This is a genomic window from Paenibacillus sp. EB106-05-06-XG162 (assembly GCF_058791655.1).
This window is the reverse complement of record NZ_JBYTDT010000003.1, coordinates 161,446-178,178: the sequence shown is the minus strand read 5'-3', so window position 1 is coordinate 178,178 and position 16,733 is coordinate 161,446. Positions and strand designations below refer to the sequence as shown.

The 16,733-nt window shown below is 45.2% G+C and carries 15 protein-coding genes; 12 read left to right on the top strand and 3 right to left on the bottom strand.

The window, feature by feature from the left end; translation table 11 throughout:
- Positions 1-14: 14 nt before the first annotated feature.
- From AC3WU2_RS09590 to AC3WU2_RS09550, 9 genes are all read left to right on the top strand, one after another.
- The gene (locus AC3WU2_RS09590) at positions 15-275 is read left to right on the top strand and encodes an IreB family regulatory phosphoprotein (protein WP_018757104.1); all 261 of its coding nucleotides are present in this window, start codon (positions 15-17) and stop codon (positions 273-275) included.
- 12 nt (positions 276-287) lie between these two features.
- A complete protein-coding gene (ruvX, locus tag AC3WU2_RS09585) occupies positions 288-707 on the top strand; it encodes a Holliday junction resolvase RuvX (RefSeq protein ID WP_018757105.1) in 420 nt (139 codons plus the stop codon).
- Between the two features lie 12 nt (positions 708-719).
- Positions 720-1,019 (top strand): DUF1292 domain-containing protein, encoded by a 300-nt coding sequence (locus AC3WU2_RS09580; RefSeq protein WP_018757106.1) that lies wholly within the window; start codon positions 720-722, stop codon positions 1,017-1,019.
- Positions 1,020-1,022: 3 nt separating this feature from the next.
- Complete coding sequence (locus AC3WU2_RS09575; RefSeq protein WP_492453568.1) at positions 1,023-1,337, top strand: DUF1292 domain-containing protein; 315 nt, start codon at positions 1,023-1,025, stop codon at positions 1,335-1,337.
- 244 nt (positions 1,338-1,581) lie between these two features.
- Entirely contained in the window at positions 1,582-2,625 is a 1,044-nt protein-coding gene (gene mltG / locus AC3WU2_RS09570) for an endolytic transglycosylase MltG (protein ID WP_492453566.1), read from the top strand.
- 35 nt (positions 2,626-2,660) lie between these two features.
- Positions 2,661-3,614: a peptidase U32 family protein gene (locus AC3WU2_RS09565; RefSeq protein ID WP_492453564.1), complete on the top strand. Its 954-nt coding sequence runs from the start codon at positions 2,661-2,663 to the stop codon at positions 3,612-3,614.
- Between the two features lie 38 nt (positions 3,615-3,652).
- Entirely contained in the window at positions 3,653-4,990 is a 1,338-nt protein-coding gene (locus tag AC3WU2_RS09560) for a peptidase U32 family protein (protein ID WP_492453562.1), read from the top strand.
- Positions 4,991-5,133: 143 nt separating this feature from the next.
- The gene (locus AC3WU2_RS09555) at positions 5,134-7,209 is read left to right on the top strand and encodes a methyl-accepting chemotaxis protein (protein WP_492453560.1); all 2,076 of its coding nucleotides are present in this window, start codon (positions 5,134-5,136) and stop codon (positions 7,207-7,209) included.
- Positions 7,210-7,322: 113 nt separating this feature from the next.
- Positions 7,323-9,170 carry a peptidoglycan D,D-transpeptidase FtsI family protein gene (locus tag AC3WU2_RS09550; RefSeq protein WP_492453558.1) on the top strand — a complete coding sequence of 616 codons (1,848 nt, stop codon included), beginning with the start codon at positions 7,323-7,325 and terminating at the stop codon, positions 9,168-9,170.
- On the opposite strand, the gene ytvI is transcribed toward AC3WU2_RS09550, so the two are convergent.
- A complete protein-coding gene (ytvI, locus tag AC3WU2_RS09545) occupies positions 9,107-10,210 on the bottom strand; it encodes a sporulation integral membrane protein YtvI (protein ID WP_492453556.1) in 1,104 nt (367 codons plus the stop codon). The two genes, AC3WU2_RS09550 and ytvI, sit on opposite strands and share 64 nt — an antisense overlap.
- A gap of 125 nt (positions 10,211-10,335) precedes the next feature.
- Between ytvI and AC3WU2_RS09540 the strand changes: the two genes are divergently transcribed.
- Entirely contained in the window at positions 10,336-11,733 is a 1,398-nt protein-coding gene (locus tag AC3WU2_RS09540) for a polysaccharide deacetylase family protein (protein ID WP_492453554.1), read from the top strand.
- 51 nt (positions 11,734-11,784) lie between these two features.
- Here AC3WU2_RS09540 and ilvD read toward each other — a convergent pair whose 3' ends face one another.
- Both ilvD and AC3WU2_RS09530 read right to left on the bottom strand, forming a co-directional pair.
- Positions 11,785-13,473 (bottom strand): dihydroxy-acid dehydratase, encoded by a 1,689-nt coding sequence (ilvD, locus tag AC3WU2_RS09535; RefSeq protein ID WP_492453552.1) that lies wholly within the window; start codon positions 13,471-13,473, stop codon positions 11,785-11,787.
- Positions 13,474-13,667: 194 nt separating this feature from the next.
- Complete coding sequence (locus AC3WU2_RS09530; RefSeq protein ID WP_492453550.1) at positions 13,668-15,851, bottom strand: M1 family metallopeptidase; 2,184 nt, start codon at positions 15,849-15,851, stop codon at positions 13,668-13,670.
- A 170-nt stretch (positions 15,852-16,021) separates the two neighbouring features.
- Between AC3WU2_RS09530 and AC3WU2_RS09525 the strand changes: the two genes are divergently transcribed.
- Positions 16,022-16,357, top strand: a complete 336-nt coding sequence (locus tag AC3WU2_RS09525) for a DUF1904 family protein (protein WP_492453548.1) — start codon at positions 16,022-16,024, stop codon at positions 16,355-16,357.
- 142 nt (positions 16,358-16,499) lie between these two features.
- Positions 16,500-16,724 carry a hypothetical protein gene (locus tag AC3WU2_RS09520; RefSeq protein ID WP_492453546.1) on the top strand — a complete coding sequence of 75 codons (225 nt, stop codon included), beginning with the start codon at positions 16,500-16,502 and terminating at the stop codon, positions 16,722-16,724.
- Positions 16,725-16,733: the final 9 nt, after the last annotated feature.

The window sequence follows — 16,733 nt, the reverse complement described above, 5'->3', positions numbered from 1 at the left end:
AGGTGGTGTTGGCGATGGAATCGATGGATTCAACCATGAAATTTAACGTCAAAGCAGAAGAAGAAGAGTTTACTTCTGAGGAAATTCTGCTAAAAGTGTATGATGCTTTGGTGGAGAAGGACTATAACCCCATTAATCAGGTTGTAGGCTACTTATTATCCGGGGATCCCGCTTATATTCCTCGTCATAACAATGCTCGAAGCTTGATACGTAAGAAGGAACGCGACGAACTCATTGAAGAATTGGTTCGTTCGTATCTCAAACTGCATCGATAACAGGAGTACCAGATGACAAAAATTCTAGGTCTGGACTACGGGGATCGGAGAATCGGTGTAGCCGTAAGCGACATGTTCGGATGGACAGCCCAAGGGCTGGATGTCATTGATCGGAAGCGCGACAGCGATGAGCTGAAGCGTATCGGTGAGATGATTGAAGCCAATGAAGTTAGCGAGATCGTCCTCGGACTTCCGAAGAACATGAACGGCACAATCGGCCCCCGTGGCGAAATTTGTATGGCATTTGCCCAGACGTTGCAAGAAGCTTTTAACCTCCCCGTTCACCTTTGGGATGAGCGGCTGAGCACCGTATCTGCAGAGCGTACGCTTGTCGAAGCGGATGTGAGCCGCAAGAAGAGAAAGCAAGTCGTAGATAAGATGGCAGCAACGTTGATTTTGCAAAACTATTTGGATTCTAAAATGAAAAGGTGAGGGTGATTGCAGATGACGAAGGACAATGAAGTACAGATGGAAGAACCAGAAATTATTTATATTCCGGATGATGAAGGCAATGAGGAAGAATTCGAAGTCATCATGAAGTTCGAAGTGGATGGTTCCGATAATAAGTATATGATGGTCGTACCGGTTGAATCGACAGACGAAGAGGCGGATGAAGTTTATGCCTTCCGTTATGAAGAAGATGGCGACGATTTGAAGTTGTTCATTATTGAAGATGAAGAAGAATGGCAAGTGGTTGAAGAGACTTTCAATACACTCGTTGGTGAGCTGGAAGAGGAGAATTAAGAAATGAGTTATTATCAGTTGAGAGATGTCGTGTTTACGAACCGTCTTGTGGAAGCCTTTGGAAATGATATCGAGCTTACAGATGATCAGGGTCATGCTGTCGTCTATCGTCTGCTCAAGGAATTTCAATTGGGTGCGCATGGCTATGCTGTGCTCCAATCGCAAGATCATGATGATGAAGATGTTGAAATCTTCCGCGTTATAGTGAATGCAGATGGCCAGCCGGAGCTAGAGACCATTGAGGATGATGAGGAATGGGAGAATATCTCGGAACTGTATGATGAACTTACGCTCCCAGATGCAATTGATGAGCCTTAAGGGCAGAGATTACCATCATAGCACCACATGATAGATGTAACTTCATTTACGACCTTGCAAAAGAGCGGATTATTCCGCTCTTTTTGGTTCGGATAGATTTATCGGGTCCCCGCAAAGTACATGAATCACATCAAAGCTAGAGCGCCACTTTGTAGGGTGTTCGGTGGTTATTAAAATTTAAAGAGTTGTGCATATGTGATATACTTGCTATATTCTTGCGAAAAAAGGGGGAATGGTGGACAAAATGAAGAAATTTGTCCTAACCTGCGTCATCATTTTGCTGGTGATTGTGATAGGCGGTGCCGGATATGGCTGGCTTCAAATGCAGCCGACATCAGCGAGTGAGCAGGCCAAAGAGGTTCAAATTAAACAAGGGATGGGGACTTCGAAGATTGCGGATGTATTGGAGCAAGAAGGACTCATTAAGAATAGTCTTATTTTTAAGGTTTATTTGAAGGTCAATAAGGAAGGATCCAAGTTCAAAGCAGGCAAATATGCGTTAACACCGGGTCTGACTTATCAAGAGATCATTGCCAAGTTAAATGCAGGGGATGTGATCCCGGATGAAGTCATCCGATTCACGATTCCTGAAGGGTATACGATCAATCAGATCGCGGATAAACTAAGTGCAGATCATCAAGTCGATCGTGCGGAGTTTCTTAACCTTGTGGATGACGCTGCTGAATTTAAGTTACCGGCATCTACGGTAATTCCAACCGATACGAAGCTGATACATCAGTTAGAAGGCTATCTCTTCCCTGAAACCTATGAGCTCAAGAAGGGCAGCACGGCGAAGGATATGATACAGCGGATGTTGAATGAGCTGGATAAGAAGCTGGCCACTCTCCCATCCGATTGGGAACAGAAAATGAAAGCCCAGAACTTAAATTTCCACCAGTTGATGACGGTAGCCTCGCTTATAGAACGAGAAGTTGTGGTAGATTCTGAACGTGGGCTAGTTGCGGGTGTGATCTATAACCGTCTTAAGCAGAACAAACCGCTTCAGATCGATGCGACCATTCAATATTTGTTCGACAAGCCGAAGGATCGACTGTACAATAAAGATTTGAAAATTGAAAGTCCTTATAATACCTATTTGCATGATGGATTGCCGCCAGGGCCGATCGCAAGTCCGAGTCTTGCTTCGATCGAAGCAGCGTTAAATCCAGAGCCTTCGAAATATTTGTATTATGTGACGAAGAAAGACGGCAGTCAGAGTCATTTGTTCGCAGTGACGTACAAAGAACATTTGGAGAATATTAAGAAGAGCAAAGAAATGGCGAAATAAGAAAGCATAGTGGAGAGTCCAAGAGGTGAAGTGAAATGAGCAAAAAACCAGAATTACTTGTAACAGCAGGCTCTATTCCACAGTTGCAGAAATTTATTGCAGCGGGAGCAGATGCGGTGATCATCGGGGAGCAGAAGTACGGCATGCGTCTTCCCGGTGAGTTCAAGATTGAAAATATCCGTGAGGCGGTAAGCATCGCGAAGCAAGCAGGCGTGAAGATCTATGTCGCCGTGAATAATATTATGGATAACCAATTGCTCGAAGAGCTTCCAGCCTATCTGGCGGAAGTGCAGCAAGCTGGAGCTGATGCAATCGTCTTCGGTGATCCGTCTGTTCTGATGATCGTACGGGAGGCAGCTCCAGACCTGAAGCTGCATTGGAATGCCGAAATGACGTCAACGAACTACCGGACAGCTGCGTACTGGGGAAAACGCGGTGCGAAGCGGATCGTTGCTGCTCGCGAGCTGAATATGGAGCAAGTGATCGAGATGAAAGAACATTTGCCGAATATGGAAGTTGAAGTTCAAGTCCATGGGATGACGAACATTTATCATTCCAAGCGGAATTTGGTGAAGAGCTATATGTCGCACCAGAATGAGCGTAATCACGCTTCGGAAGACGTACACAGTCAAGATGTCTCCAAAGATCGCGGGTTATTCCTGATTGAGCAGGAACGTCAGGATGAGAAATATCCCATTTATGAAGATATGAACGGTACGCATATTATGAGTTCGGATGATATTTGTATGATTGAGAATATCCATGAGCTGCTCGAAGGACAGATCGATAGTCTGAAGATCGAGGGACTCATGAAATCAGATGTATATATCGAGACGGTGATTCGAGCTTATCGTCAAGCCATTGACGCATATATCGCTGATCCAGAGAACTATACGTTCCAAGACGAGTGGTTAGAAGCAATTCAACAGGTTCAAGATCCTGAACGTGAGCTAACCTTCGGATTCTTCTTTAAAGAGCAAGTGTATTAAGTCGCCATTGGCGAATGATGAAGTAAGAGGTGGAAAAAATGTTAACAAGCGAAAGACCCGTACTAAAGGGCAAACGAAATCGTCTAGACAAACCAGAATTGCTCGCTCCAGCAGGGAATTTGGAGAAGTTGAAGTTCGCAATTCATTATGGTGCAGACGCTGTATATATTGGTGGACAGAAGTATGGTCTTCGTTCAAATGCGGATAACTTTAGCTTTGAAGAAATGCGTGAAGGTGTTGAATTCGCGAAGAAATACGGTGCCAAAGTATTCGTCGCAACGAACATCTATGCACACAACGAAGATATTGAAGGTATCGAGGAGTATTTGCGCAATTTGGAGGAAGTCGGTATTTCCGCCATTATTGCAGCGGATCCGGTAATCATTGAGACAGCCCAACGTGTTGCCCCTCGGTTAGAGGTCCATGTTAGTACGCAGCAATCGATTATGAACTGGCAGACGGTGAAGTTCTGGAAGGAAGAAGGCGCGCCGCGGGTCGTTCTTGCACGAGAAACTAGCTTGCAAGAGATTTATGAAATGAAGCAGCATGTGGATATTGAGATTGAAGCATTTATCCATGGTGCCATGTGTTCTTCCTATTCGGGACGCTGCGTTTTGTCGAATCATTTCACGGACCGTGATTCGAATCGTGGGGGCTGCTGCCAATCCTGCCGTTGGAAATACGATCTATTCGAGGATGGACGCCCGGACTTGGATGAGATCATGAGTGAAGAAGAAGCGGCTCAGCATCCGGTGTTGGAACAGTTTAAAGTTGGGATTACACAGCTTCCGCTATTCAAGCAAGAAGATAATCAATTCTCGATGGGTTCCAAAGACTTATGCATGATCGAGCATCTGCCGGATTTGATCGAAGTAGGCGTCGACAGCTTCAAAATTGAAGGGCGAATGAAATCGATCCACTACGTTGCTACGGTTGTGAACGTGTATCGTCAAGTCATTGATTCCTATATGGCGGATCCAGAGAACTATGTTCTGAAGACTGAATGGATCGAAGAAATCAATAAAGCGGCGAACAGACCGCTCAATACGGGGTTCTTCTATGATACGCCGGATCATGAAGATCACATCTATGAACCTGAAGAGAAAGCAGCACCTTACGACTTTGCAGGTCTTGTCCTGGATTATGAAGCAGAGACAGGCATGGCAACGATTCAACAGCGCAATCATTTCAAACCAGGCCAAGTGGTGGAGTTCTTTGGACCGAATGGCACATTCTTCAAACAAACGGTTGAGGAAATCTGGGATGAGTCTGGAGTGCTACTTGATGCAGCGCGTCACCCATTGCAGCGTATCCGTATGAAGGTCGAACAGCCTGTACAGTATTTCGATATGATGCGTAAAAAGAACGGGAAATAAAATAATGAAGATGCCTTCAGTCTCAGATTGAAGGCATTTTTTATTTTTATTTATTTTTTTGTAAAAAAAGCAAAAGTTTTTAGTGGATTATGCCGAACAAATAGATAGTAGATAAAATAGATATAAAGGATGGTGCTCCCATCGTGCAGAAGCGTTTGAAACTATCAAAATATTTGCAAAACCCCCTAAAGTCCGTAGGACTCAAGCTTTTATTGATTTTCCTGATCAGCAGTATTATTTTTGTTGTGGGGATTGGTCTATATTCCTACTCGCAGTCCAAAAGCATTATACAGGAGCAATCTTCGGAAGCGAACTACCAGACGATCGTTCAGGCACGTGAGAAGTTGGATTTGATTCTTAAAACCTATGATGATATGTCCATGCAATTGCTGATGAATAAAGAGCTGCAGACAAATCTGAATGTTTATTTGAAAAGCAGCGCAAGTGAATTCAGTAGTTTTGAAGCGAATGGCAAAGCAACCGATATTCTTCAGACGCTAAGTATCAATAATTCGAATATTGTAGGGATCTATTTGGTTCCGATCAAAGGTACTTCGCGAATCATTTCGACAGGCGGCGGAATGTCTTCGGAACTGGAAGAGGTTCGTAATTCAGAATGGTTCAAAAATGCTCTTCAAGCACAAGGGAGAACGGTATATATTCCAACAGGGACGCAGAAAATTATCGACAAGACACCAGACCATACATTTGGGCTTAGTCGTGTTCTTAAGAATGTGTCAACGGGAGAATCTTCCCATGTGCTATTAATCGAATTGAAGATAGACACGCTTGGCAAAAACTTAAGCACCATTAATCTTGGAGAAGGCAGCGATCTGCTCATCATTGGTCCTGGTAACAAGATTGTGTATTCGAAGCAGGAAGACCTGGTCGGTAAGGATTCTCTCTTGAAGCTTAAGGGCCAAGAGGGCGTTGCGAAATCGGGCGGTAGCGAGACCATCAAAAATGGTAATGGAGTTGAGGTTCTAGCTTCGTATAGTCCGTTATCCTCCAATGGATGGAATCTGGTAAGTGAAGTACCTGTAGAGAAATTGGTTGAGAAGGCTAAAGAAATTTACAATATTACGATCATTGCAGCCATCGTTGTGGCGATCGTCGCTGGATTAATTGGCATATGGGTTATGCGCATGGTCGGCAGTCCGCTCAAATATTTGCGTAACCTCATGAATCAAGGGGCGAGCGGTAACTTGGGCGTCCGTATGAAGGTGAAGTCGCAAGATGAGATTGGTGAATTGTCCAGAGGCTTTAATGAGATGATGGATAAGATTACGGAACTCGTGAAGCATACAAGCCAATCTGCGCAGGATGTGCTCGATACGGCATCCGAGCTCAGCAATGCTTCTAAGAAGACAGGGATCTCAGCGCGTGAGATTGCAATTGCAACGGAAGAGATTGCGAACGGTGCAACGAATCTTGCTGTTGAAGCTGAGCGAGGAAATGATCTCACGATCACAATTGGATCGAAAATGCGCAATGTGATTAGCTCTAATGTTGAGATGGGTGAAGCGGCTTCGGAGGTTGAGAAAGCGAGTCAGCACGGAATTACCCATATGACTGTATTGACGGATAAGACGAATCTCACGGAAGATATGGTTCGTTCCCTTGTTCAGAAAGTCAATGCACTCAAAGAAAGCACGAATTCCATACGTAAAATTCTTGAAGTACTGAACAATATGACGAAACAGACGAACATTCTATCACTTAATGCAACGATTGAAGCTTCGAGAGCTGGAGCAGCCGGCAAAGGATTTATGGTGGTAGCGGATGAAATACGCAAACTCGCAGATCAATCGCGTCAATCGATTGATATCGTGGGACAGATTACGGACCAGATCTCTGGTGGAATCGGCGAGACGGTGAATGTATTATCTGATGCTTATCCGATCTTCCAAGAGCAAATTGTATCTGTTAAAGATGCAAGCGAGATCTTCTGGACTGTTCAAGGTCAGATGACGGGATTCATTCAGCAATTGAGTCAGGCAACGGATTCGATTCAGGAGCTTGATCAATCACAAGGGATTCTAGCAGAAGCAATGAGCAGCGTGAGTGCTGTTGCCGAAGAAGCGTCTGCAACATCGGAAGAAGTCGCATCGCTCAGTAATGAGCAGCTGGTCGTCAGCGGGAACTTGATCGATTTGTCGAATAAGCTTGAAGAAGTATCTACGCGTCTCAAAGAGACATTATCCAAATTTACGTTATAGTCATGAATTGCATATCGCTTCGAACCTGCCTGAGCCGCATGCGCTTAGGCAGGTTTTTTCTTAGGTTTGTGGCAATAATGAGGAGTAACAATGAGATAGATGGAGAGATTGATATGTTCACGAGTAAAAGGAGAATGTTCTATAGCTTGATGATGTTCACAGCGGTGTTCATTTGTATTGCCATTCGAATGGCGTGGATGCAGCTGCATCGTCAAGATGCCGGAGCTGTATCCAAGAAGAGCATTGCGCAGTTATCTGTTTTACAACGTGAACGTGGGATTATCCTCGATAGCGGTCGTGGGCATTTCTATGATCGGAATGGTTTAGCGCTGACAGGGAGACAAGTTCCCATGTTAGTGATGTTCCCGATTGATTCAGCATCGCGAGAAATGAAGGAGAGCACGGAGAATCAACGTAAGTTAGCGGACATCTTACAGATATCTTATAGAGATCTTGATGCATATTGGAGGCAACTGAAGACTCCTACTATATGGATGGGGAAAGGGAGCAAACAGCCCTACAAATTGTCATCGGAGCAGATGAGACGCATTGAACAGCTTCCTTTAAATGGCGTACGTATCTTACCGATACAAATGCGCTACGATGCAACTGGTGCAGCCAAACAGTGGCTTGGATTTGTAGCGGAGCAGCCTGAGCTGTTGCTTGCGCAGCGTGCAAGCGGCAAAGACCGCTGGAAAACCCGTCTTGAGACGCCGATTGGCGCAGCGGGACTAGAGAGAACATTTGATCCTTTCTTACGCGGTATTGGGCCGACGACAGCGACTTATTTTGTAGACGGTGCTAGACGACCATTATACGGACTGGATACGAGGGTGTCGAAGCCTGAGAATCCATTCTATCCCCTCAAAATCGTTACGACAGTAGATTTATCCATCCAGAGTAAGCTGGAGGCGTATGCCGATCAAGCAGGGCTTACGAAAGGGGCGATTGTCGTTCTAGACGCTGCAAATGGGGATGTGGTTGCGATGGTATCGAAGCCGTCATTTGATCCGTACCATGTAGATCTTAAGGAAGGAAGCTGGGGAAATCGTGCTTTGAAAGCACTCGTCCCAGGATCGATCTACAAAGTGGTTACGGCTGCTGCAGCACTTGAGACGATACCAGGGATTGAACGTGCGACTTTCGAATGTCATGGGAATTATGGTAAATATGGCTTCTCATGCTGGAAGAAGGACGGGCATGGTCTGCTATCGCTCGAGGAAGGTTTCGCGAAGTCATGTAATATTGTGTTTGCGACCATCGGAGAGCATACGAAACCGGAGACCCTTTTCCGTTATGCCTCGATGCTGGGGTTATCCAGGACTGTCGGTTGGCAAGCGGAACGGCTGATGGACATGCCTCATTTTAACCAATTGGATGGCGAGGAAGCGGGGCGTGTATTTGCTGCGCAACAAATTGATGGAGGAGTTATGGTGCAATCTGCCGTAGGTCAGCGGGATGTGCTTGTCTCCCCTTTGCAAGCGGCGAATTTAGTTGTAACTTTAATAAATGATGGGAAGGTGCATGCACCACGTCTTGTGAAGGAAATTCGATATGCGAATGGTCAGCTGTTAACGTCACTCCCTAAACATCTGTCACCATCTCCTTATGGATCCATTCGTCCAGAGACTGCGCATCAATTAACCCATTGGATGGAAGAGGTCGTAACAGATGGCACGGGGAGTGCACTTAAGCGCTCGAAGTGGAAGTTAGCCGGTAAATCAGGAACCGCGCAAGTGAAGAAGCCAGGGCTCACGACGAACAATCATTGGTTCATCGGATATGGCCCAGTGAAATCTCCACGTTACGCGGTTGCCATTGTGTCGGAGAATAAGCCAACGTTCGGCACTAATCAAGCGACAAGTTTATTTCGAGGGGTTATGGATCTGCTCGCAGATCACGATTCGGATTCTGCACCGTCAAATTCTTCCTTAGGAAGTCGGATCCAAGATTTGAGGTAACCTTGATCGATTAAAGCCTTCATAAGGATCAGTAAGATCGGGGATAATATCAAACCTGCCACTCCGAAAAGCGATAAAGAAATAATCATACAAGCTAACATTGTAAATGCGGACACACCGAGCGTATTGCCTGTAATCTTCGGCTCCATAATTTGTCTAATCAGCATCACCACTGCGAGTAATACGAGCAGCCAAATGGCAAGCGTCGAGCTACCGACAAAGAACAGATAAATCACCCAAGGGATAAATAGTACAGGCACCCCAAGGAGTGGAAGTAAATCAAGAACAGCTGAGATCAGTGCAAGTGTGAATGCATTTGATACGCCAAGCAGCAGAAGTCCAACGAAGACGCCGACGAATGTAATGGAAATGAGCTTCATCTGCGCTTTGAGATAAGCTGCAATCCCGCGGAATACATTTTCTTTCAAAAATATGTACGCCGTTTTGAATGTTCTCGGTGTTCGTTCATCTGCTAACTTCTTCCACGACTTAATCTCCGTACTTAAGAAGTAAGCGAGAATAACTCCGATGCCGAAGTTCACGACGAAGGAGGATACGGATTGTAACGATCCAAGAATCATGTTCAGAAATTTTATGGCAATTTCAGAGCCTTTCCCTGCGATCGTACCGAGATAAGAATTTATATTCGCAATAATATTTTCCGGCAATAAATTAGCCTTGTTCTGTAGCATGCTAACAATATCGTTAATGGTTGACTTGAAGATATTGGTATACATGGGCAGCCGATCGATTAAATTCGTAATCTGAGTGATCAAGATGACGCCAAGTCCGAAGAAGACACTTAGAAGTAACAGAACAAAGATGAGTACGGATATGGCAGAAGCGACGGATTTCTTGAGGCCACGGCGATTCAGGAATTTGGCGAGAGGCTCGATAATCATGTAGATGACGAACGAGAGAAAGATTGGAGTAGCAATATTGTACAAATAACTGAAGAGTGACATGGTGAGGTATACAGTAAGTACAATTAACCCAATATCAAATGCGGTACGCCAATATTTTTTATAGAACGGTAACAAACGGGAACCTCCTTATTTCATGAAGAATATATATTTGATTGTACACTATTTTGAAAAATCGTGCCTATTTTTTGCACCTGTATGATACAATAATAGGAGCTCATTTGAAAAGTGGGGAAATGTACATGGAAAATTTGGTTCTATGGTGTTTCTACATTTTAACGTTTTATGCGTTTCTCCCAGGCGTGTTTAGTCGCATTTTTGGATTTAGGGTATTCAAAAGAGGGCGTAGTCAACGGGAAATCTGCTTAACTTTTGATGACGGTCCGGACCCCTATTACACGGCAGAGTTGCTCGATTTGCTCAAAAAATATGATGCAAAGGCGACTTTTTTTGTTGTTGGGTCAAATGCGGAAAAAAATCCTGAAATAGTCAAGAGAATTCATGACGAAGGACACCTCATAGGAATCCATAATTATGTCCACAAGACCAATTGGCTGATGCGTCCCGGTACGGTCAGAAAACAAATCAAGAAGACATCCGATATTATTTATCAAATAACAGGTTCGAAGTCGGTCTATTATCGTCCTCCTTGGGGGATAGTTAACTTATTTGATTTTGGGAATTTGGGACATATTCAAATTATTCTATGGTCAGCCATGTTCGGGGATTGGCGTAAAGGTGTTGGGGCAGAGCAGTTAGAGCGAAGAATGATGCGCAAATTACGTCCTGGAGAAGTCTTGCTCTTGCATGACTGCGGGATTACATTCGGTGCGGATGCGGATGCACCAGCGAATATGCTTATCGCCTTAGAGAACTACATGCAAGCAGCTACGAATAAAGCATATCGATTCATCCGCGTGGATGAAATGATTAAGGTGACAGATGAAACCAAGGCAAGAACGCTTAGCTTCGGCAGACGGGTAATGGTTCGACTTTGGCTCTTGTGGGAGCAGTGCTTCCACGTCTTGTTCAATTTGAGGAAGACAGCAGATCCAGATACGACATTCCATTATCGCGTAACCCGTTATCATGGAGAGGCTGTGACCATGCAGGATGGAGAGGTTCTTATGAATGGCGATTCCGTGATGGAGCTTCACTTCGATAATCAGAAGCTGTTCGATATGGGACAGAAGGCACGGTCATCCATGCATGTAGCCATTCAATTGATACGCGGGGTCGAACATGCCTTGCCGTATTTCGCAGACGAATTGGTAAACAATCCGGAATTTTCCGATGTAAAAGCTTTGTATGGTGTATCGATGATACATCGCGGAGCAGATAAACTCGGCTTCAGTGTTCAGGATTTACCAAAGGGGTTGTTCAAATCCCTTACAAGCGTCTATCTCAAATTTCTGCTACATGTCATTCGCCCGCAAGGGCAATCAAGAGCTAAAGAGCGTTCATCGATGTTAGTACCGAAGAGCATCATTCTCTCTGCAGATCTATTAAAGAAACGTTATTATGTAGAAACTTGTAATCAAAGGAAAGAGCAAGTAGATCATCCGATGGAGGAACAGGTCTTGAAGATTGCTGTTGAACAGACGTACGGCAATACGACGAACACCCCATCAACAATGTGATAATGAGAAGCCCCTTGACTAATAAGGTCAAGGGGCTTCTTTATTGTAAGATTAGATTTTCATGACACCGCCGGTACTTGCATTCGTTACGAGCTTGGAGTAACGAGCGAGGTAGCCGGTTTTTACTTTTGGTTCGAAGCCCTTCCAGTTCGCTTGACGACGGGCGAATTCTTCATCGCTCACATCGATCAAGTTAATCGTACGGTTCTTCAGATCAAGCTCGATGATATCACCGTCTTCGATGAATGCGATTGGACCGCCTTCAGCTGCTTCAGGGGAGATATGACCGATACTGATTCCGCGGGATGCGCCTGAGAAACGACCGTCTGTAATCAGACCGACTTTAGCGCCAAGTCCCATACCCACGATTTGTGAAGTTGGAGCAAGCATTTCTGGCATACCAGGGCCGCCTTTAGGACCTTCGTAACGAATGACGACCACATGGCCTTCTTTCACTTTGCCGTTCGCAATGCCATAGAGCGCATCGTCTTGCGAATCGAAGCAGATTGCAGGACCTTTGTGGTAGCCGCCAACGGATTTATCAACGGCACCGACTTTAATGATGGAGCCGCGAGGCGCGATGTTACCGAATAGGACGGAAAGTCCGCCTTCAACGCTATGCGGGTTATCGAGCGTATGAATCACGTCCGTATCTTGAATCTCACAGCCAACGACGTTCTCACGTAGTGTTTTGCCTGTTACCGTGATGCAATCGCCATGAAGTGCGCCTTCTTTCTTGAACAATTCGTTCAATACCGCACTGACGCCGCCTGCATTGTGAACATCTTCGATATGATAGTCAGATGCTGGAGCGATTTTCGCCAAATGCGGAACGCGCTTCGCCACTTCATTGATCCGTTCAATTGGATATTCAAATCCAGCTTCGTGTGCAAGGGCTAACGTATGAAGAACCGTATTCGTAGATCCGCCCATCGCCATATCGAGTGCAAAAGCGTTATCGATCGCTTCGATGGTTACAATATCACGAGGTTTAATGTCGGCTTTGATCAATTCCATCAATTGACGAGCAGATTGACGAACGAAATCTTTGCGTTCAGGAGCAACCGCAAGAATCGTACCGTTACCCGGCAATGCAAGGCCAAGACCTTCTGCGAGACAGTTCATGGAGTTCGCCGTGAACATGCCGGAGCAAGAGCCGCAAGTTGGGCAACCGTATTGCTCAAGCTCCGTTAAGCTATTCTCATCGATCTTACCTGCCATGAAGGCACCGACGCCTTCGAAGACGGAAGTTAGAGAAATCGCGCGGCCGTCGCTTGTGCGACCTGCTTTCATCGGTCCGCCGCTGACGAACATCGTCGGGATGTTCACGCGAAGGGCGCCCATCATCATCCCTGGTGTGATTTTGTCACAGTTCGGGATACAGATCATGCCGTCGAACCAGTGAGCGGAAACGACGGTCTCAAGTGAATCAGCAATGATCTCACGGCTCGGAAGGGAATAACGCATACCGATATGCCCCATCGCAATCCCATCATCGACGCCGATCGTATTGAATTCGAATGGAACCCCGCCTGCTTCGCGAATCGCTTCTTTTACAATTTTACCGAACTCTTGTAAGTGGACATGCCCTGGGACGATGTCAATGTATGAGTTGCATACTGCGATAAATGGCTTGTCGAAGTCCTCTTCCTTGACGCCTGCTGCACGCAGCAAGCTGCGGTGTGGCGCGCGGTCGAAGCCTTTTTTAATCATGTCTGAACGCATTTTTTTCTGAGTCATGGCTTTAACCTCCGGTTTTTTCGTTCTATAAATGGAATGATTAAAATTGAGTCTATCACAATCGACTAGCTTTTTCTAGCAATAAGTGTATTCGTTATAATAGATATTTCCTATGACTTTATTGTGAAATGAAAAAGCGACCGCGCGCCATGGTTATGGCTTCGTGATCGCTTCTTGTCTAGTATCATTTTTGCTTATTGTTGTTCAAATAATTTCACCATCGGGTTCTCTACTTTTTTATCTGTTGTTACCTTACCCGCAGCATTCATACTATAAAATTGATAGAAGTGACTTGAGAAGTTTAATGCTTCTGAGGCTTTGATCATGTACGGCTCCATTTCTTGCTTGTCCGTCATGAAGAAATTGACCATCAGGCGCTTCTGGTTATAAGGATGCTTGATGACATACGCCCCGGACGCATCCTTCTTGTTCATCATGTCTTTCCACGGGTATCCAATCGCTTCAGTCCGTTTCATAATGCCAGGTTTCATCGCTTGAAGTAGCGCATTCGATTTGGCATCACCAATCACAATGATATTACTATTCGCCAGTTCCTTTTCTAACTTGGCTTTGATGGATGGTCGGTCCTTAATCACATCGGCGTGAATGCCCATGAAGGTAAATGTCATTTTCAGTTGCTCAACGAGCTGCTCTTGCTGTGTTTTTGCCGTGCTGGACAATGGATCGCTCAACACGATTGTAAGCGGCTCGCCCTGCAGCGCTTTATGAATAATCCGGCTCATGGTCTCTTCAGGAAGAATCGGATTCTGCGTGAAAATACCATCATAGATCGATTTAAATTGTTCATGCATATATGCCGTTTGTTCATCCTCGGTCATCTGATATTCGGGTTTCAATACGAAGTTAGGCTGTCGGAGTGCCTTTTCCATATCGTCACGTACAGCCTTGCCTAATGTATCTTCAATGGTCTGAAGCAAACCATCGATCGTTGCGTTCTGATAGATATAGCGTTTGAAGTATTCTTTCATGAACGGATCGAATTTCTCTTCCCCGACCATACGATACAGCTGATAGATCGCTTGACTGCCTTTGCCATAGTAGACGGGGTTGGCCATATCAGCGACTTCGGTATTGGATGATGCGATGCTCAGATCGATAGGTCCTACGTCCATTCGGATCGAGTTAAATCCACTGAGTGTATCGCCTTGCTTCTCAGAGAAATATACTTTCGCGAAATCCGCTAAGCCTTCATCCAAGAAGGACTCGGTCTCCGAATTGTTACCAATCAGCGCATGGAACCATTGGTGCGCAATCTCATGAACGAATACCGTATCTTGCGATGCATCCTTCTTGTTCTGGATCATCCCCATTTGGATCACGCGGGCAAATTCCACCGCTACGCCCTCAACGTACGATTCCACAATGCGGAATTCCGGGTAAGGGTATTTGCCAAATTTATCACTGAAGAACTGAATCGCTTTGAAAGCCTGATCGATGTATTGATCGATGATTTCTTTTTTATCCTTCATGTTGTCAAAATAGTAGTATTGCACCGTCAGACCGTCCCGGGTCTCACTCGCGACTTTGAAATCCGGACTTGCGAAGAAGACGAGTTCTCTTGTGTTATTGGAGACGGTAGATACAATCTTGCGTCCAGCTTCCGTAGATTCATGCTCTGTGATCGTACCCGGCATAGAGACTTGATAAGAAGCAGGGACATTCATATTGACTTTGAAATCGGACGATGTGTAATAATCGGATTCAAAGGACGTACTATAAGGTGTTCTATCCCACTCGTGTTTGTTCTCATCATAGACAGACATCACAGGGAACCAGTGCGCACCGTTAATGATATTCTTGTAATAGGATAGACGCTGGGAACCATAAGGGATTTTGACGTCGAAAGCGATCTGAATCGTGACGGATTCATCTGGTTTCAACGCCTGACCAAGTGTCGCTGTTAATGCTTGGTTCTTATTATTGAACGGAAGTACTTGTCCGTTCGATTGGACCTTCGTAATATCAATCCCGCCTAAGAAATCCTCGGGTTTTCGATTTGGTTCGTTCTTTTGAAGTTCAGCATTGGTGTGTTCGAACATCGAGGGTTGCGTATCCTTCGACCGGTTGGCATCTGTGTAGGTGTGGAAGACAAGCTCCTTCAACGTATCTTTGGAGGTGTTGCGGAATACGACGGTCTGAGTGCCGTGCAGCGTCATATTTTTCTCATCTAATCGAACATCGATTTGGTATTGGATGGGGCTTTGAACTGCAGCCTTCTCTACGGATTGATCCGCTCTAGATGTTGCTGGTTCAGCCATCACACTTCCTGTGCTGAGGATTGGGCATACCGCTAAGGTAAAGACCATGGAGCATGCTAACATTCGTTTGGAGATTTTCATCCTTGTTGTACGATTCATTGTGTATTCCCCTTTTTACTTGATACATTCAGTATAGGGACACTTCTCGGGTGGTTCTATGCGTATGACTTACATGACCCTTACAATTGTGTAATCTTTGATTGAACGAATGAATTCGCTATAATAAAAGGAGAATAACTTACATAGACAACCTAGAGGAGGAGCTTAAGTTGCCCCATATATTGTTCAGAGGCCTAGAAGCCGAGAAGCTTGGACAGATCAGCGGTCAGCTCGTTGAAGAACTTGCCGAGATCTGTGCTTGTGGAACCGATAATTTTACGTTCGAGTGTCTACATACGACCGTTGTATTCGGTGGAGACGCGATATCATCATTTTCATTTATTCAGGTGGGCTGGTTCGAACGCGGTGGTGAGGTGCGGGATCTTTTCGCCGAAGCCGTTACACGACGGGTGAAGTCGCTGGGAATTCCCGAGGTGGAAGTTGTGTTTATTCCATATGAAGAGAAGGCGTACTATATTGATGGCGTGCGCTGCGACAGACTCTAAACGAATGAACAATAAGCTATTTCGATGTCACTTTGATGACGATGGGATAGCTTTTTTGCTGTATGAACCATGAAAACGAAACATTTGTTGCGAATCGTTCGTATGAATGGTCGTGCATAAATTTTTACAAAGGAGTTGTCTTATGGCAGACGGAATGATCGTTCAATTAATTGAAAAGCAATCGGATGGCACGCTCGTAGAGCGCGATGAGCGTCTGTGGAGTCAAGATATGATTGCAGCGCTTCATCATATCAACTATTTGACCTTAGAAGGACATGAATATGAGACGATTGAAGGAAGGTTGAATGTAGAGAAGCAGACGATGGAGCTGCTCATTGTTGCGGTTAGGAGTCGCGAGCTTACATAGGGGTATGCT